Here is a 17329-nt window from a genome sequence, read left to right on the forward strand (position 1 = left end):
TCTTGTGTGGTCGGGGCCGCGCATGCCGGAGAAGTTTGCGCGCATCTATCGGGCATGGCGCGAATCCCATGCGGATTGGGAGATCACGCTTTACGACGCCGAGGCCATGCGGGCGATGGTCGAGATGCAATACCCGCAATATCTCGCCATCTATGATGCCTATCCGACATGGACGCATCGGGGGGATGTGTTCCGATATTGCGTGCTCAGCGCAAAGGGAGGTGTTTATGCCGATCTCGATGTCGAACCGCTCGGTCGCCTCGATGATCTGATTGCGCAGAGCGAGATCTTTCTGGGGTGCGAACCGGCCTCCCACGGACACCGGTCGGGTGGCCTGCCTTACAATCTGGCGACGGCCTTTATGGGATCGGTGCAGGGGCACACGTTCTGGGATCATGCGATGTCCCGGCTTGAGCGGTGCGTCGGGCCGGATGTGGTCTGGTCCACAGGGCCAGGCTTTCTGTCCGGCGCGGCGCTGACGGCGCCGAGGGAGAGCCGGCCCGATGTTGTGGCACCGCGCTATTGGTCGCCGTTCGATGCCGCGGGCAAGCCGGTTGAAGACACAGAAGACTATCTGGGACGGGTGGAAGAAGCCTTCCACGTGGTGGGCGCGGGCCGGGAGCCGATTGTGTCCCATCTCTGGTTTGGCAGTTGGATGAGCGTTTCATCGGATTACATGGATCGCCATTGGCTGCGGGCGCCCTCGCGCCTGAAATGGCGGTGGCGCGAAACACGTCATCCGGAACTGGCCGAGCGCGCCGGGCAGTTTCTCGACGGGCCGCGTGACTTTGACCGGCAGACCGGCGTTGCCGATACGGCTTTGGACGGCACTCTGGCGATCGCCGTGACCGTCGGGGGACAAATTGCGGATGCCGAAGGATTTGCCCGGCAATTGGCGGCGCTCAAGAGCCCGGTGCCCGTCAAAGGCGTGGTCCTGGCTGTGGACGACGCCCAGGCCAACGGGGACGATGAGCACAGGCTCGAACGCGCCCTGTGCGCAGAGAATTTCCGGGTTGAGCGCGTTGGCATTGCCGGGGTGATGGGCAGGTTGGAGAGGTCGGCCGTGCTGGCTGATGCGGCGCTCGGTAAGGCTTCGGCGGAGGCAGACAGGGTGCTGCTCGTCGATGCCAATTGCAGCGATTTGCCTGCGTCGCTGATTGGCGATCTTGCTTCTGCGGGTCGTGATATTGTCGCTCCGCGGGTCGAGACCCGGCAAACCGGCGAACTCGATCCCGGCAATGCGAGATACGGCATGGCGCCCGGCTTCAGGTCTCACTACCGGAACAGAATGGCGAAGGGCCTGACAGCGGAAGCGGTCGAGGACTACCGGATTGTGCTGGGCACCAATAAATCGCTCGACGTTTTGCCCGTCGACAGCGTTTCGCCGCGATGTTTGCTGGTCTCCAGCGAGGCGCTACGCAAGAGCGGAGCGGTTTTTGCGGGAGAGCCGATCGCCGGAACGGTGGGCGGGCTGGGTTTCGTGCAGAAATTGTTGCGGGGGCAGGGCACCGTGGCCGGTATGCCGAACGTGGTGGTGACCCATGCGGGATCCTGATGTCATCGTGATCGGTGCCGGCGCGGCGGGCATGATGTGCGCCATCGAAGCCGGGCGCCGGGGGCGGCGTGTGCTGGTGCTCGAGCATAATCGCGAGCCCGGGGAGAAGATCCGAATTTCGGGCGGTGGACGCTGCAACTTTACCAATCTCGGTGTGGCGGCGAACCGGTTCATCTCGGGCAATCCGAAGTTCGCCCTGTCGGCGCTCAAGCGTTTCGACCAGCACGATTTCATCGCCATGGTCGACGCCCATGGCATTGCCTGGCACGAAAAGACCCTAGGTCAGCTGTTCTGCGATGGGTCATCGCGCCAGATCATCGACATGCTGACCGGCGAACTGAGGGAAGCGGGCGTGGAAATGCGGACCGCGATCGAGGTCGAAAGCGTCGAGCGTATCAAGGACAGGTTCGTCGTTTCGACGAGCGAAGGAGTCTTCATGGCTGAGGCCCTGGTGGTGGCCGCAGGGGGCAAATCGATCCCGAAAATGGGGGCGAGTGGTTTTGGCTACCGGATCGCACAGCAATTCGGCCTGAAGCTTCGTGAAACCCGTCCGGGCCTCGTGCCGCTGACCTTCGAGCCGGGGTTTCGGGAGTTGACGGCGGACCTTTCCGGCGTAGGAATCGATGTGTCCATCTCGGGCGGCGGTGTGCGCTTCCGAGAGGCAATGCTGTTCACCCATCGCGGGCTGAGCGGGCCGGCGGTGCTGCAGATCTCGAACCATTGGCGTGAAGGTGAAGAGATCATCATCGATCTGATGCCGGACGGCGACCCGCTCGAGGCGCTGAAATCGGCGCGCAAGGACAATCCCCGTCAACAGTTGGCCACGGCGCTATCGGGGGTGTTGCCGAAGCGGCTGGCGCAGCATTTTGCGGAGGGCGAAGCCCGGCGGATCGGCGAGATCGGGGACAAGGACCTGATCAGGGTCGGTGCAAGTCTGAGGGAATGGCGCGTGAAGCCGACCGGGAGTGAAGGCTACCGGACAGCGGAAGTGACGCTAGGCGGTGTCGATACCGATGGCCTTAATGCAAAGACATTGCAGGCCAAGGCCGTGCCCGGACTCTATTTCATCGGCGAAGTCGTCGATGTGACCGGCTGGCTCGGCGGATACAATTTTCAGTGGGCCTGGAGCTCTGGTTGGGCCGCCGGACAAGTGGCCTGAAGCCCACTGAGTTTTTGATGGCGTTTCGGCTTTCGCGCGGCGGGGCCGCGCGGCCTCACTGTGGGCCTGGAGCTCCGGCTGGGCGGCCGGACAAGTGGCCTGAAGCCCACTGAGTTTTTGATTGCGTTTCGGCTTTCGCGCGGCGGAGCCGCGCGGCCTCACTGTGGGCCTGGAGCTCTGGTTGGGCCGCCGGACAAGTGGTGTGACGCTTCTTACCCTCCCCCTTGCGGGGAGGGTGGGCCGGTGAAACCGGTCCGGGTGGGGGTCATAAAAAAGCCCCAACTTCTTCCGGCGTGCAGTAATCCAGGGTTACCCCCACCCTGTCTCGCGACAGACTTGGCTTTCGCCAAGCCTTGCTCGCCGTCCCTCCCCGCAAGGGGGAGGGAGGGCGCTGTGCAGGACTTCCCGCCTCAGGATGACGATGGCGGGATCAGCGAGCGGTGGCGTGGGCTCGTCAGCCGGCCTTGTCGAACTCGGCGACCGGCTCCATGCCCTTTTGCTCGCGCACCAGATTGATGAAGCGGCGGAACAGATAGTGGCTGTCCTGCGGGCCGGGTGAAGCCTCGGGGTGATGCTGGACGGAGAAGACCGGCTTGTCCGCAAGCCTGAGCCCGCAATTGGTGCCGTCGAACAGAGATTTGTGAGTCTCTTCAACGCCCTCGGGCAAAGAGTTGGTGTCGACCGCAAAGCCGTGATTCATCGACACGATCTCGACCTTGTCGGTGGTGAAATCCTTGACCGGGTGATTGGCGCCGTGATGGCCCTGATGCATCTTGACGGTCCGGGCGCCGAGCGCGATGGCCAGCAGCTGGTGGCCAAGGCAGATGCCGAAGACCGGCTTGCCGCTCTCGACCAGCTTTTGAATGATCGGCACGGCATATTCACCGGTCGCGGCCGGATCGCCCGGACCGTTGGACAGGAAGATGCCATCGGGGTTGAGCGCCAGGATGTCTTCGGCGCTGGTATGGGCATTGACCACGGTCACCCTGGCACCCTGATCGGCCAAGAGGCGCAGAATGTTGCGCTTGGCACCATAGTCGATGGCGACGATATGCATGGGCGCATCGTCATTGGCACCGAAGCCTGTGCCCCACTGCCAGCTTGTCTGGTCCCAACCATGGGTCTTGGCGGTGGTGACGGTGTCGGCGAGATCGAGACCCTCGAGGCCCGGAAACGCGTCGAGCTCGGCCTTGATGGCTGCGTCGTCGAACTTGCCATCGGGCGAATAGGCGATCACCGCGTCGGGCATGCCGGTCTCGCGGATGAGGGCGGTCAGGGCGCGGGTGTCGATGCCCGAAATGCCGATAATGCCGCGCGCCTTGAGCCAGGCGTCGAGATGGCTGACGGCGCGGTAGTTCGAGGGATCGGTGATATCGGCGCGGATCACGCAGCCGCGGGCGCCGGGCGCGCCATCCATATCAACGGTCTCGATGTCTTCGTCATTGGCGCCGACATTGCCGATATGCGGGAAGGTGAAGGTGATGATCTGGCCGGCATAGGACGGGTCGGTCAGGATCTCCTGGTAACCGGTCATCGCCGTGTTGAAGCAGACCTCACCGGCGGCCTGGCCGACAGCGCCTATTCCGAAGCCCTCGAGGACCGTTCCGTCTCTCAGGATCAGGCGCGCGGTGAATTGGGGCTCGGTCCAGCCAGTCATTTGCAATGCTCCTGAAATGGGGTCGCGCGGAAACTAAGCGATGCCTCGGCTGTGGTCAATCACTCCTGTGAAAGTAAAAATCGTTGAATATCAACGAGTTAAACATAAAGGAGAACGCGATTGGCTTTGCCGGTACGCTTGGGTATATGTGTGGTTCGCTCCAACTGCACAAGGAACGCTTTATGCGTGACAGGATCAACGCGGCGCTGAAGCAGGCCGTGAAAGCGCGTGAGACGCGCCGGATGGCAACGCTGAGGCTGGTCAATGCGGCGATCAAGGATCGGGATATCGACGCTCGCGGGGAGGGACGCGAAGCGGTAACCGACGAGGAAATCCTCGCCATCCTGCAAAAGATGATCAAGCAGCGCGAAGAAAGCGCGCGGATCTATGCCGAAAACGGCCGGGCCGAACTGGCCCAGCAGGAAAACGAAGAAATTGACATCATCCAGGAATTCCTGCCTCAACCGCTGAGCGATGAGGAGGTGGAGGCCGCGATCGACGAGGCGATTGCCGAGACCGGGGCCGAGAGCCTTCGCGATATGGGCAAGGTCGTCTCCGCGCTCAAGGCGAAGTTCCCCGGCCGGATCGATTTCGGCAAAGCGTCCAAGGTCGTCAAGGCGAAGCTGGCGAGCTGATGGCCGGTGAGAGGGTGCAGGGCAGGGCAACACTGCGCCCGATGACCGAGGCCGAATTCGAGGCCTGGAAAGGGCCTGCCATCAAGGCCTATGCGGACGACAAGTCCCGGTCGCTCAATATCAGCGACCAGGAAGCCATGGCGCTTTCGGTCGACTCCTTCGACAAGGAGTTGCCGCAGGGCCTTGGAACAGAGAACAACTTCCTTTTCACGGCAAGGAACGAGGACGACACGCCGGTTGGCATGGCCTGGATCGCGGTCGACACCGCGCGTGGCGTCACCACCGCGTTTGTTTTCGACATTCTGATCGAGGAGCCCTATCGCGGACACGGTTATGGCGGGTCCGTGATGTTGGCCCTCGAGGAAGAAGCCCGCAAGCATGGCGCGACGCGCATGGGCCTGCATGTCTTCGGCGACAATCCGCGCGCGCAGGCGCTTTATGAACGCATCGGCTACAAGGTGACCGACGTTTCCATGGCCAAGGAAATCGGCCTTAGGGGACGCTGACACTTGCCCGCTGCGCGTCCCGAGGACTGCGTCGAACCATGTTCTCGCCATACCGACCGACCAAAGTCCGGTCGCGGCGAGGAGCGGAGTTCCGTGCGATGAAACCGATAGCCCTGATTTTCTGCGTCTTCGTCATGGCCGGACCTGCGCTGGCCGGACCTGCGCTGGCCGCGGACATTATTCCACCCGCCGCAAGGCAGGTGTGGCAGGACTTTACGAACGAGCGATTTGGCGCTTCGGCCAAGGTCCCCACGGTCGGGTTCACGGCGGAGGCGCCGCCCGCCAATGGCGACGGGCAGGCCTGGACCGGGCAGGACGGCACGGTCCGCATCGCGGTCTATGGCAGCTACTGGACGGTGTTCGAAACCGACTTCCCGGGTTTTCGCGACAAGCTCCGGGAATTTCTCATTGAAGACGGGGTGACGCTTGAATCTGAGCAGACAGGCGATACCGAGTTCGGGTTTGCCGGTACGCTGCCTGACGGGCGGAAGTTCCGCGACCGCACGGTGATCGTGCCGGGCTGCGACATCGCCGCCCACACCCATATCGAATACCCGGCGGCCCAGGCGCCAGTGATGGATGCCATCGCCAACGAAGTGACCGAAAGCCTCGTGATTGCCGATGGGTATTGCTGAGGGGGCTGTCCCTGGTTCCCCAATTCGACCCGACAAGCCCATTGCGCTAGGCTCCCCGCGAGGAGGGCTGGCGAATGGTGGAGCAGGCTGGCGGGTGTCTTTGCGGGTCGGTGCGGTATCGGGTGACGGCGCATCCCAATCACGTGGTGATCTGTTTTTGCCGGTTCTGCCAGAAGACAACCGGTTCGGACCATATGGTCGAGCCGCTTTTCGACGTCTCCGAATTCGAGATCACCAAGGGTGAACCCTCGGTCTTCACGCTGATGTCTGAAGGCAGTGGCAAGCCGGTGCATGTCCATTTCTGCCCGACCTGCGGCACCAAGCTGCGGCTGACCTTCGACCGGTTTCCCACGAGCACCGGGGTGTATGCCGGCACATTCGACAATCCGGGCTGGTTCGAGCGCAGCCCGGAGAACACCGATTATTTCTTTGTCAGCGCCGCGCCGCCGGGCGCGATGGTGCCGGCGGGCTTTCCGCGCTTTCCCGAGCACGGCCTCAATCTCGACGGTTCGGCACGCCAGCCGGAGATCCTCGACCATCATCTGCTGATCGGCTTGCCCGGTTCTGCTTGACCCGAGCGGTGGATTAGCGGAATAAGCCGAGCCTTTGATTGCGGCGGGGGCAGGCGCAGCCTACATTCATAAAATGCGGTTTTCCGATCAGTTCCTCGACGAGATACGCGAGCGGCTTCCCATCTCCTCGGTGGTCGGCCAGTTCGTGGCTTGGGACAAGCGCAAATCCCAGCCCGGGCGCGGGGATTTCTGGGCCTGTTGCCCGTTCCATGGCGAGAAAACCCCGAGTTTTCATGCGGATGACCGGCGCGGGCGCTATCACTGCTTTGGCTGCGGGGTGTCGGGCGATCATTTCCGGTTTCTGACCGACAAGGCCGGGATGAGCTTTCCCGAAGCGGTCGAGCAACTGGCGCAGCAGGCCGGTGTGCCGATGCCGGCGCGGGACGAACGCGAAGAGAAAAAGCAGCGCGCCCGCAACACGCTCTTTGACGTGATGGAACTGGCGACGCGCTATTTCGAGGAAGCGCTGGCGGCCAATATCGGTGCCCGCACCCGCGGCTATTTGATGGAGCGCGGGGTTGCGCCGAAGATGCAGCGCCGGTTCCGGCTCGGTTTTGCCCCCGACAGCCGCAACGGGTTGAAGGAGTATCTTGCCTCGAACGGGGTGAGCGCGGCGCAGATGGCGGCCTCTGGCCTGGTTATCGAGCGCGAGGACGTGGCGGTGCCCTATGACCGGTTCCGCAACCGGCTGATGTTCCCGATCCTCGATATGCGGGGGCGGGTGATCGCCTTTGGCGGGCGGGCGATGGCCGAGGATATGCCGGCCAAATATCTCAATTCGCCTGAGACCGAGCTCTTCTCGAAGCGGCGTGTGCTCTACAACGGCCAGACCGCCCGGCAGGCGGCGCATGACGGCAAGCCGCTGATCGTCGTCGAAGGCTATATGGACGTGATCGCGCTGGTCTCGGCCGGGTTCGAGGGGGCTGTGGCGCCGCTCGGTACGGCGATGACCGAGGAGCATGTCGAGATCCTTTGGCGGATGTCGGAAATGCCCTATCTCGCCTTTGACGGGGATGAGGCCGGGCAGCGCGCGGCGGCCCGGGCTGCGGATATGGTTTTGCCCAAGCTGCAGCCGGGGCATTCTGTGCGGCTCATCACGCTGCCACCGGGGCAGGACCCGGACGATCTGATCAAGGCCGGCGGGCGCGACGCCTTTGCGGGCCTGCTGGAGACCGCGCAACCGCTGGCCGAGGCGGTGTGGGCGCGCGAGACGCGCAGTACTGTGTTTGAAACGCCGGAGGCGCGGGCGGCGCTTGAAGCCAAGTTGAAAGGCATTGCCCAGCAGATCGGCGACCAGTCGGTGCGCCGGCACTATCTGCAGGCGTTCGAGGAGAAGCTCAGGGAGTTTTTCCGGCCCCAGCGGCGCGACCATGGCGGCGGCGGACGTTATGACGGCCGCGGCCGCGGCGATTATCGCGGGCAGGGCCGAGGGCCTAGTGGTAGGCCGGCTGGCGGACGAGGCTACAATGTCAGCGAATCGCTGATGAAGACCCGGCATCTGCGTGACCATGTGACCCCGCAGGCGGTGATTCCGCGCGAGGCGGTAATCGTTGTCACACTTGTGAACCATCCGGGGCTGGCGGAAGCACGGCTCGAAAGCCTGGCCCATCTCGACCTGGTTTCGAGCGCCGGCAAAAAGGTTCTGGCCGCCGTGATCGATGCGGTGGGGAGCCTCGAAGCCCCTGATCCGAAAGCCATTCGCGACCATCTCGAGCGGCGCGGGCTCAGTGAAGCGCTCGGGGCGATGGAGAATGTGCTCATTCGCGAAAGAATTTGGCAGGCGGGTCCCGACATTAACGAAATCGATGCGGAGACCGGTTTAAAGCACGCCTTGGCCTTGCATAATAAGAAGGTTCAATTAAATAGAGAACTCAGAGCAGCCGAATTGGCGCTGGGCGAAGACCCGAGCGAGGAATCATTGGCGAGGCTGCGCGACATCCAGAACCAGATTTCAAGTGTCGACGGCACGGAAGCGCTGATTGAGAAATTTGGTTCGTTATCCGGCCGTACGGCGCGCTCCTTCTAGGGGGTGGGTGCCGGCGGGGCTTTTTCGTATTCGGGCGCGAATCACCCTTGAATGCGGAGCGGAGAAACGAACCCTTGTCCAGTCACCGCAACAGGCGGCAATCGATAAGCGGCGGATAACCGCCGGCGACCAGGAGCAGACGTTGAATGGCGACTAAGGCCTCTGAAAAGACCGAGAAGCCCGAAGCTCAGACCGAAACCCAGGACAGCCCGCTGCTGGATCTCTCCGATTCCGCAGTCAAGAAGATGATCAAATCCGCCAAGAAGCGCGGATACGTCACCTACGAGCAGCTCAATGAAGTGTTGCCCTCCGAAGAGGTCAACAATGAGCAGATCGAAGACGTGATGGCCATGCTTTCGGACATGGGCATCAATGTCGTCGATGAGGACGAGGTCGAAGACGAGCAGAATAGCGGCAGCGACGACGAGGAAGAGAGCGAAAGCACGGCGGTTGCAACCCGCACCGGCACGGCTGTCGCCACCAACTCGAACGCCAAATCGGGCTCGGACCGGACAGACGATCCGGTGCGCATGTATCTGCGCGAAATGGGCTCGGTCGAATTGCTGTCCCGCGAAGGCGAAATCGCCATCGCCAAGCGCATCGAGGCCGGCCGCGAGACCATGATCGCGGGGCTGTGCGAAAGCCCCTTGACCTTCCAGGCGATCATCATCTGGCGCGACCAGCTTGCAGAAGGTGAAATCCTTCTGCGCGACATCATCGATCTCGAAGCGACCTATGCCGGCCCTGACGCCAAGGCAGAGGCGCCCGCACCGGCACCTGCGGCGGAAACGCCCAAGCCCGAAGCCGAGTCCAAGCCCAAGGAAGAGGGCGAGGAGAATGAGGGTGAAGACGACGAAGAAGACGATGATGACGACGAGTTCGAAAGCAATCTCTCGCTCTCGGCGATGGAAGCCGAACTCAAGCCGCAGGTTGTCGAGACCTTCGACCGGATCGCCGGCACCTACACCAAGATGCGTAAGCTGCATGACGAGCAGGTCGAAAGGCGTCTCAACGCCGACGAGATTTCGAACGCTCAGCAGAAGAAGCTCGATACGCTGCGCGGCGCGGTGATCACCGATGTGAAATCGCTCTCGCTCAACAATTCGCGTATCGAAGCGCTGGTCGAACAGCTTTACGACATCAATAAGCGGCTGGTACGGCTCGAAGGCCGTCTGCTTCGCCTGGCGGAAAGCTATGGCGTCAAGCGCGAGGATTTCCTGTCGAACTATCATGGGCAGGAGCTGGCGCCGGACTGGACCCAGACCGTTGCGACCCTTCCGGGCAAGGGCTGGACCGACTTCGCCACCCGCGAGATCGACACCATCGAAGAGCTGCGCAACGAGATCCAGACGCTCGCAACCGAAACCGGGCTCGATATCGCCGAATACCGGCGGATCGTTCACAAGGTGCAAAAGGGCGAGCGCGAGGCGGCCATCGCCAAAAAGGAAATGGTCGAGGCCAATCTGCGCCTGGTGATCTCGATCGCCAAGAAATACACCAATCGCGGCCTGCAGTTCCTCGACCTGATCCAGGAAGGCAATATCGGGTTGATGAAGGCGGTCGACAAATTCGAATACCGTCGCGGCTACAAGTTTTCGACCTATGCCACCTGGTGGATCCGACAGGCGATCACCCGGTCGATCGCCGACCAGGCCCGCACCATCCGTATCCCGGTGCATATGATCGAGACGATCAACAAGATCGTTCGCACTTCGCGCCAGATGCTGCATGAGATCGGTCGCGAGCCGACCCCGGAAGAGCTGGCCGAAAAGCTGCAGATGCCGCTCGACAAGGTGCGCAAGGTCCTCAAGATTGCCAAGGAGCCGATCAGCCTCGAAACCCCGATCGGGGACGAGGAGGATTCAAACCTTGGGGATTTCATCCCGGACGTGAATGCGGTGCAGCCGATCGATGCGGCGATCCAGAGCAATCTGCGGGAGACCACGACCCGCGTGCTCGCCTCGCTCACCCCGCGTGAAGAGCGCGTGCTGCGCATGCGCTTCGGCATCGGCATGAATACCGACCACACGCTGGAAGAAGTCGGCCAGCAGTTCTCGGTGACCCGCGAACGTATCCGCCAAATCGAAGCGAAGGCGCTCAGAAAGCTCAAGCATCCGAGCCGGAGCCGCAAGCTGCGCAGCTTCCTCGATAATTGATCAGTCTGTCGGTTTGGAATTCAGGGGCGGCCTCAGGGCCGCCCTTTTTGTTGGCGGATGGAATCCGGAAGCGCCGCTAAGCGGTTGACGTGAAGTCGTTTTCGACCCGCTTGACGATGCGGTTGAGCCCGACCGGCGTCACGCCGAGATAGGCCGCGAGGTCTTTTTGCGTGATGCGTGCGATGAGGCCGGGATTGGTCCGACGCAGGGTGCGGTAGCGGGCCTCGGGCTTGAGCGTCAGGAAGTCGCGCTCGCGCGCCTCCTTGCGGGCGGCATAGGCGAGCAGGAGCTCGGTCAGCATCCCGGCCCAAGCGAGATCGTTGGCGGCGAGTTCCCTCAGGACCGAGAAGGGCAGGCTCTCGATCTCGGTGGGCTCGAGGGCGACGGCGTCGAAACCCGCGCCACCTTCGCCCATATGCGCGGTGATCGAAGTGAACAGTTGCCCCTCGGGGATGAAGGATTTGATCCATTCATCGCCATCCGCCAGCACATAGCAAAGCTTGACGAGGCCCGTGCGCACGACCTGAACCGAGGTCAGCGGATCACCGGCCGCGAAGATCATGGAGCCCGCCGCATGGGAACGCATGATGATCCGGCTTTCAAGCGCCTCAAGGCCGGTCAGAGGCGCGGGGGCGAGCGACTGGAACAGGGTGAGGCTGGCAAAGGACATCGGCTTAACCCGGGTTAATGCGGCATGGCCTCAGGTGACAAGAATGGCGCCATCACCAACAGGAGATGGCTCCATGACCACATTCAACTCCAAGCGTATTCTGATCACCGGCGCAAGTTCGGGCATTGGCCGGGACCTGGCACTCAAGCTCTCGGCTGACGGTCACGAGGTCGTCGCGCTGGGGAGAAGCCCGGAGCGGCTGGCGGCATTGCGGGCTGACGACAGCCGCATCGAGACCGTGATGCTCGATCTGTCGAACACCGAAGCGGTGCTCGACTTTGCGGCGCAGCCGGGGATCGGCGAGATCGATGTGCTGATCAACAATGCCGGGGTACAGGACCAGCACCGGCTTGATGACGTAGCGGTGAGGGGCCGGGTAATGGCCGAGGAGACGGTCACCAATCTGATCGCGCCGATGGTGCTGACCAAGGCACTGCTGCCGGGGCTCACAAGGGGCGGGCTGATCGTCAATCTGGTGTCGGGGCTGGCGCTGGCGCCCAAGGATGTGGCGGCGACCTATTCGGCCACCAAGGCGGGGCTGAAGATGTTCTCGGCCGGTCTCCGGGCGCAGTTTCCGCGCGAGAAACTGCGGGTCATCGATATCTACCCGCCGCTGGTAAACACAGCGATGACCGCCGGGCGCGGCAGCGGCAAGATGAGCGCAGAGGCGGCGGCGGATGCGATCATCAAAGCCATGAACGGCAAGAAGGACAGTGTCGCCTTCGGCACAATGAGAGTGATGGCGGTGATCGCCAAATTGGCGCCGGGTCTCGCCACGCGAATGATGAGCAGGTGATCGGCGGGTAGGTGTTGTTCCCGTATCCAAGCGCGCGCCTCCCCGCTAGGCTTGGCCCGTCGAGGCCGAGAGCAGGGGGGCGCCATGGCGACGGCATCGGGAGAACCGAATCAGATTTCATCACCCGAAGAGCTTGCCAAATGGCTCTCGGACAAACCGCCAGCCTGGGCGCAAGTCATTGCCATGCGCATGGCGCTGCGGGTTTTGCCCTTCATTACAGCCGTGCCGAGAGGGGGCGACCCTGATGATGACTTGGCGCTATTGCCCCGGATTGGCGCAGCAGTGCTGGCCTGGACCGGCGCGGCTTATCCGGAATGGCTAGATCGGATCGCCCTAACAGCGACCGAGGTTGCCTCGCATGCGGATCCGACAATGGATAATTGGCGAGGAGGCATTGCCTACGCGTCCGCGATGGCCAACGTTTCCGCCTGCGCGGCGGTCTATGTGCTTTCCGCCCCCGATAAAGCCCACAAAAGTATAGTGGATCGTGCCATATCAACCGCAACGTTTGCCTTCGAATCCTACTCTTCCGCTTTTGGACAGGCAACGCAACCGATCGGATTTTGGTCACAAGTTCGGCAAGATACGCTTGAACTGGAATCGTCCGGGGATACCGCGTCTCTCGCGCGATCCCGCCTTTGGACACTGAGAACGCCGCAACGGTGGCTCGACATAGCTGATGGTTTTCGCGCCTATCTCCGAAGGCGAGAGGCTGGTCTTTCCATTTGGGGCGAGTGGTATGGGAGCCGAGTTAGAGGTCATCCAAGTTACAGGCTCGACTCCGTACGTGCCGAATCTATTGATCAGCGAATTGGCTCCCAGGCGGCTGAATGGTGGAGAAGAGATCCGCAGGAAGTCGCCATTGAAACGAATGCTTGGCTTAACCAGATTCGAAGCGCGAGTTCACCAACATCCACCACCCGCCACGAGGCCGATACGCCAAACAGCTTCATCCATGACGATGTCGATGGCACGGTCGATTATCTCGGGCGGTCGAAGCTGGCCTTTGTGCTGGCCGGGCGGCTCAATCAGATATGGGACGATCTGGCGGCGGGGAACGGGCATGGGCGGCCCTTGCCCGGGCATGAGCGCGACCCCAAGCCCGGTTTCGTGGTGCACGTCGATGCGCCCTGGGGTGGGGGCAAGACCAGTTTCGTGCGCTATCTCACGCGCATCCTCAATCCCTATCGCCATGCCGGAACGCCGCCCGACTGGCTGCGCGAATTGCCGATGGCGGACCCCGACTATTGGCCGGAGGGCTATCGCCGGCCCTGGCGGATCGTGTGGTTCAACGCCTGGCAGCGCGAGCATGTCAGCCCGCCGTGGTGGGTGTTTTACGAGACGATCCGCAAGCAGATCACCCATGCCGCGGTGACCGAGATCGAGGCCGTGAAGCCTGCGCCGGGGCTGCCGGAAAGCGAGCCGCCCAAGCCGGATGTGCCGGCGCCCGTGGGCAAGGATTATCGTTACGCCAGCGGTTTCGGGCGCTGGGCACGGGGGCCCGAAGGCTGGCTCGGGGAAATGTGGTGGCGCTTGCAGCGCCCGGCCATTCTGGTGAGTGCCGGGGTTGCAATCTTGTCGGTCGCCATCATCTGGGTGATGAGCCTGTTCGGACTTTCGACCGTCGTTTTCGATGGTGGACTGCCGAAATTCGAGTTCAAGGACAACCCGTTCGGGTTACTCCTCTTGCTGTTCACCGGGGCCGGGGCGGTGACCACCATTGTGACCGCGCTCACACGGTCGCTGTTTCCCGGCACGCCGGATGCGGCGACGAATTATTCGCTCGGCTCAGGCGACCCGCATGAGCATTTCCGCCGGCATTTTGCGCGGCGGATGAAGGGCGCGCGACTGCCGGTCCTGGTGGTGGTCGACGATCTCGACCGCTGCCAGCCCGACTATGTGGTCGAGATGATCCGCGGCATGCAGACGATCCTGCAAAGCGAACGCGTTGTTTTCATCCTGCTCGGGGACAGAGACTGGATCGAGCACAGCTTTGCCGGGGCCTTCAAGGCGATGAACGGCATCGATGTCGGCCCCGAACACAGCTTTGGCGGGCGTTTTGTCGAAAAGGCGATTCAGCTTTCGCTGATGCTGCCGGATATCGATCCCGAGGTGCGGCGCGATTATGTCAACGCGCTGATCGATATCGAGCAGCCCGAGGAGCCGGAAGGCGGCGCAGAACTGCGCGCTGACGGCGTTGACCTCAATGCGCTGACAGCAAGCTTTGTCGCGCAATCGCAGGCCGCGCTGCGCAATGACGATATCCGCGAGCGCGATACCCAGATCGCGGCTGCTCGGGCGCCGCTCGAAGCATTCAAGGCCGACGCGAAGGTGGCTGCCGCCATAAGGCAGGTCAGCACCCAAAGGGCGCTCAGATCGGCGGGGGACAAGACGCTCGAAAAGGTCACCAAGGTCCGGCTTGCGGGGCTGGCCGATTATCTGCCGGCCAATCCGCGCCAGATCAAACGCATCATCAACGCGATCTCGCTGTGGCAACAGGTGGCGCTGATGGAGGCTGATATGGAGCCGGGCGAAGCCGAATGGCAAAAGCTCGTGCGCTGGATCGTGATCATGGTGGAATGGCCGAAAAGCTGGTTCACCCTCAGCCACTATCCGGACCTCGTGACGTTGGTCTATACGCCGCAGGCGGAAACCGAGGGGCTGGAACTGCCTGAAAAAGCAACGGAAATCGCCAGGCTGATCCGCGAGACGGACAATGTGCGCGACCTTCTCGACCTCAAACGGCCCGGCCCCGGCTGGTCGCACACAAGGATCGAAAAGACCGATGTCGACCTCTTCAAGCGCATCCTGCCGCCGACCAGCGGGTCGTTCCTGGCTCCTGCCGGCGACGGGGATGCTGGGGATGCGAAACAGGACCGGGACGGTCAGACAGGGCACAAAGGTGAAAGCTGAGATATCCGCCTTCCCGCAGCCGACCAGTAACTGATGATAGCCGCGCCGATCATGAGGGTGCTTCAGGACGTGCTAGCCTCGTCCGGGGCAATGGAATGACCGTGTCAATTTGCCGGGAGGCGTGTCGGGCAGATCAACGACTCATGGCTTTGAACAGGGTTCAAATGCGTTAGACTATCTGGTGCGGCAGGGCCAAACCGGGCGTCAGGCGGCTGCACGGTCCGCGTCATGCTGCGGGACGGCACCGGCCGGACGGTGGCCAAGCCGAAACCGGATATCGCGGAGCAGAGATGACCCTCAAACACACCGAAGTGCGCGAAAGGCTGATCGAGGCGACGCTGAGCGCCATGGACAAGGCCGGGCTCGAGGGCATCAAGGCGCGCGATCTGGCGCGTGCGGCGGATGTTTCGGTGGGGACGGTCTATAACCTTTTCGGCAATGTCGACCGGCTGATCCGCGAGGCGAATTTGAGGATCTATGCCCAGCTCAACGCGTTGGGGCACAAGAACCTCGAAAAGCAGGCGGCCGCCTTTGTCGATGCTGTTGCCGCGGGCAAACTCGAAAATGCCCCGCGCGACAAGATCCGGTTTCATCTTTTGGGCCTGGCGCGGCTCTATCTCGGTTTTGTCGAGGACAGTGCCAAGCGCTGGTCGGCGCTTCTGGCATTCAACCGCAGCCGGGCCGCGGCGTTTGAAAGTATGGAATATGCGGAAACGCCCGAGGTGCTGATCGGTATCGTCGCCGATCTGCTGCAAGAGGCGGTCGAAGACGAAGACCAGCGCAAGGCCACCGCCTGGGCGCTGTGGTCCTCGGTGCATGGCATCGTCACCATGAACTATGTCGGCCAGTTCACCGAAGAGGCCCGCGCCCGCGCCTGGGAGCAGATCGAGATTATCGTCACGCTCGCTGTCGAGGGCATGTTTGCGGGCCCCCGCGGGACATGATCAGGCGGGCAGGCGGGGCGAGCGGTGGTTTAGCGCCAGTCCCCATAACGCCAGGCCCGACAGCACGGCAAAGATGATCCATTGCGGCAGCGGCCAGGGCGAACCGAGCCGGGTCGTGCCGTAAAACAGGAACAGACCGATAATCGCAATATTGAGGGCAGTGACGGCGAGCACGGCGCCGCTGCCGATATCGGGCCGCCATATGCCAAGGGCGAAGCTGGCAACACTGATCAGCATGAAGGCCGAGACCATGTGCCAGAGAACGGCATAGAGCGCCTTGCCATCGGCGGTGAGGTCGCTGGCGAGGGCGGGGGCGAGGAATTCCGGGCCGCCGCCAAAGACATGCAGAAAGAAGGTGAGAAAAGCGATCGCGGCAGCGATCAGCAAAGGGATTCGGGGTGACATGATCTGGTCTCCATTTCCATACGGTACCGTATGTTAGAGGTGCTGCTTGCGCGCATCAATACGGTGCCGTATGGATGTGGCGATTGACCGCACAAGGCGATTGGCGCCGTGCAGCATGCGGAGTTGAACGATGGCAAAAGCCGGCAGCCTTGCCCCTGAAGACTGGATCAGGGCCGGGTTTCGCGCGCTGTCGCGTGGCGGACCGCAGGCAGTGCGTGCCGAGGCCATCGCCCGCGACCTGAAGGTCAGCAAAGGCTCGTTCTACTGGCACTTCAAGGATCTGCCGGCGTTCAAGCAGGCGATGCTCGATCATTGGCAGGGACAGGCGACCGAGGGAATTATCGCCGCGGTCGAGGCGGCGGGGGAGAATGCCCGCGAACGACTCAGCGCGCTGGTCGCCCTGACCACCAGCGATCTCGATCTGCCCTATGGCGGAGTGGTGGTCGAGGCCGCCATTCGCGATTGGGCGCGGCACGACCCCAAGGCCGCGGCGGTGCTGGCCGGCGTCGAGGATCGGCGACTCGGCTTTGTGACCGGCTTGTTCGCCGAGTCCGGAGTTGCGGACGCGGCACAGGCGGCGCGTTTGCTATATGCCGGGCTGATCGGTCTCGATCAGCTCGGCGTTTTCAATCCAGCGTCGCGCCGTGAGGATCTTGAGCGGTTGGTCGCTCTGCTACTCGCGGATGCGCCCCGGTGACTG

At 62.6% G+C, this 17329-nt stretch carries 15 protein-coding genes; 12 read left to right on the forward strand and 3 right to left on the reverse strand.

Annotated features, from left to right (window positions below):
* Positions 1–22 precede the first annotated feature (22 nt).
* Complete coding sequence (locus tag G489_RS0105565) at positions 23–1555, forward strand: glycosyltransferase (RefSeq protein ID WP_029040706.1); 1533 nt, start codon at positions 23–25, stop codon at positions 1553–1555.
* Positions 1542–2714, forward strand: a complete 1173-nt coding sequence (locus G489_RS0105570; protein WP_029040707.1) for a BaiN/RdsA family NAD(P)/FAD-dependent oxidoreductase — start codon at positions 1542–1544, stop codon at positions 2712–2714. The genes G489_RS0105565 and G489_RS0105570 overlap by 14 nt, the downstream gene beginning before the upstream one ends.
* 454 nt (positions 2715–3168) lie before the next feature.
* On the opposite strand, the gene carA is transcribed toward G489_RS0105570, so the two are convergent.
* Positions 3169–4371: a glutamine-hydrolyzing carbamoyl-phosphate synthase small subunit gene (gene carA / locus G489_RS0105575; RefSeq protein ID WP_029040708.1), complete on the reverse strand. Its 1203-nt coding sequence runs from the start codon at positions 4369–4371 to the stop codon at positions 3169–3171.
* Positions 4372–4553: 182 nt separating this feature from the next.
* Here carA and G489_RS0105580 point away from each other — a divergent pair, with 182 nt between their 5' ends.
* From G489_RS0105580 to rpoD, 6 genes are all read left to right on the forward strand, one after another.
* Positions 4554–5006 (forward strand): GatB/YqeY domain-containing protein, encoded by a 453-nt coding sequence (locus G489_RS0105580; RefSeq protein ID WP_029040709.1) that lies wholly within the window; start codon positions 4554–4556, stop codon positions 5004–5006.
* Positions 5006–5512 carry a GNAT family N-acetyltransferase gene (locus G489_RS0105585; protein ID WP_051332337.1) on the forward strand — a complete coding sequence of 169 codons (507 nt, stop codon included), beginning with the start codon at positions 5006–5008 and terminating at the stop codon, positions 5510–5512. The genes G489_RS0105580 and G489_RS0105585 overlap by 1 nt, the downstream gene beginning before the upstream one ends.
* 98 nt (positions 5513–5610) lie before the next feature.
* Positions 5611–6147, forward strand: coding sequence for a hypothetical protein (locus G489_RS0105590; protein ID WP_029040711.1), 537 nt, complete (start codon positions 5611–5613; stop codon positions 6145–6147).
* Between the two features lie 74 nt (positions 6148–6221).
* Positions 6222–6719, forward strand: coding sequence for a GFA family protein (locus tag G489_RS19230; protein ID WP_051332338.1), 498 nt, complete (start codon positions 6222–6224; stop codon positions 6717–6719).
* Positions 6720–6792: 73 nt separating this feature from the next.
* Entirely contained in the window at positions 6793–8745 is a 1953-nt protein-coding gene (dnaG, locus tag G489_RS0105600) for a DNA primase (RefSeq protein WP_029040712.1), read from the forward strand.
* Positions 8746–8891: 146 nt separating this feature from the next.
* Positions 8892–10901: an RNA polymerase sigma factor RpoD gene (gene rpoD, locus G489_RS0105605; protein WP_029040713.1), complete on the forward strand. Its 2010-nt coding sequence runs from the start codon at positions 8892–8894 to the stop codon at positions 10899–10901.
* Between the two features lie 76 nt (positions 10902–10977).
* Here rpoD and G489_RS0105610 read toward each other — a convergent pair whose 3' ends face one another.
* Positions 10978–11571, reverse strand: coding sequence for a Crp/Fnr family transcriptional regulator (locus G489_RS0105610; protein ID WP_029040714.1), 594 nt, complete (start codon positions 11569–11571; stop codon positions 10978–10980).
* Positions 11572–11644: 73 nt separating this feature from the next.
* On the opposite strand from G489_RS0105610, the gene G489_RS0105615 reads away from it, so the two are divergent.
* The 3 genes from G489_RS0105615 (at position 11645) to G489_RS0105625 (ending at position 16224) form a co-directional block, all read left to right on the forward strand.
* Positions 11645–12367, forward strand: a complete 723-nt coding sequence (locus G489_RS0105615; protein WP_029040715.1) for an SDR family NAD(P)-dependent oxidoreductase — start codon at positions 11645–11647, stop codon at positions 12365–12367.
* Positions 12368–13375: 1008 nt separating this feature from the next.
* Complete coding sequence (locus tag G489_RS0105620; protein ID WP_029040716.1) at positions 13376–15280, forward strand: KAP family P-loop NTPase fold protein; 1905 nt, start codon at positions 13376–13378, stop codon at positions 15278–15280.
* A gap of 290 nt (positions 15281–15570) precedes the next feature.
* Entirely contained in the window at positions 15571–16224 is a 654-nt protein-coding gene (locus G489_RS0105625) for a TetR/AcrR family transcriptional regulator (protein ID WP_029040717.1), read from the forward strand.
* On the opposite strand, the gene G489_RS21645 is transcribed toward G489_RS0105625, so the two are convergent.
* Positions 16225–16629 (reverse strand): hypothetical protein, encoded by a 405-nt coding sequence (locus G489_RS21645; protein ID WP_155889318.1) that lies wholly within the window; start codon positions 16627–16629, stop codon positions 16225–16227.
* Between the two features lie 130 nt (positions 16630–16759).
* Between G489_RS21645 and G489_RS0105635 the strand changes: the two genes are divergently transcribed.
* Positions 16760–17326 carry a TetR/AcrR family transcriptional regulator gene (locus G489_RS0105635; RefSeq protein WP_029040718.1) on the forward strand — a complete coding sequence of 189 codons (567 nt, stop codon included), beginning with the start codon at positions 16760–16762 and terminating at the stop codon, positions 17324–17326.
* The last annotated feature ends 3 nt before the right edge of the window (positions 17327–17329 follow it).

This window comes from Cucumibacter marinus DSM 18995, from assembly GCF_000429865.1.
Taxonomy (GTDB): Bacteria; Pseudomonadota; Alphaproteobacteria; order Rhizobiales; family Devosiaceae; genus Cucumibacter; species Cucumibacter marinus.

Coding starts and splice junctions, on each gene's coding strand:
- rpoD (WP_029040713.1), top strand. CDS start 8,892: ATGGCGACTAAGGCCTCTGAAAAGACCGAGAAGCCCGAAGCTCAGACC.
- G489_RS21645 (WP_155889318.1), bottom strand. CDS start 16,629: ATGTCACCCCGAATCCCTTTGCTGATCGCTGCCGCGATCGCTTTTCTC.
- G489_RS0105585 (WP_051332337.1), top strand. CDS start 5,006: ATGGCCGGTGAGAGGGTGCAGGGCAGGGCAACACTGCGCCCGATGACC.
- G489_RS0105565 (WP_029040706.1), top strand. CDS start 23: ATGCCGGAGAAGTTTGCGCGCATCTATCGGGCATGGCGCGAATCCCAT.
- G489_RS19230 (WP_051332338.1), top strand. CDS start 6,222: ATGGTGGAGCAGGCTGGCGGGTGTCTTTGCGGGTCGGTGCGGTATCGG.
- G489_RS0105580 (WP_029040709.1), top strand. CDS start 4,554: ATGCGTGACAGGATCAACGCGGCGCTGAAGCAGGCCGTGAAAGCGCGT.
- G489_RS0105615 (WP_029040715.1), top strand. CDS start 11,645: ATGACCACATTCAACTCCAAGCGTATTCTGATCACCGGCGCAAGTTCG.
- dnaG (WP_029040712.1), top strand. CDS start 6,793: ATGCGGTTTTCCGATCAGTTCCTCGACGAGATACGCGAGCGGCTTCCC.
- G489_RS0105610 (WP_029040714.1), bottom strand. CDS start 11,571: ATGTCCTTTGCCAGCCTCACCCTGTTCCAGTCGCTCGCCCCCGCGCCT.
- G489_RS0105570 (WP_029040707.1), top strand. CDS start 1,542: ATGCGGGATCCTGATGTCATCGTGATCGGTGCCGGCGCGGCGGGCATG.
- carA (WP_029040708.1), bottom strand. CDS start 4,371: ATGACTGGCTGGACCGAGCCCCAATTCACCGCGCGCCTGATCCTGAGA.
- G489_RS0105625 (WP_029040717.1), top strand. CDS start 15,571: ATGACCCTCAAACACACCGAAGTGCGCGAAAGGCTGATCGAGGCGACG.
- G489_RS0105590 (WP_029040711.1), top strand. CDS start 5,611: ATGAAACCGATAGCCCTGATTTTCTGCGTCTTCGTCATGGCCGGACCT.
- G489_RS0105635 (WP_029040718.1), top strand. CDS start 16,760: ATGGCAAAAGCCGGCAGCCTTGCCCCTGAAGACTGGATCAGGGCCGGG.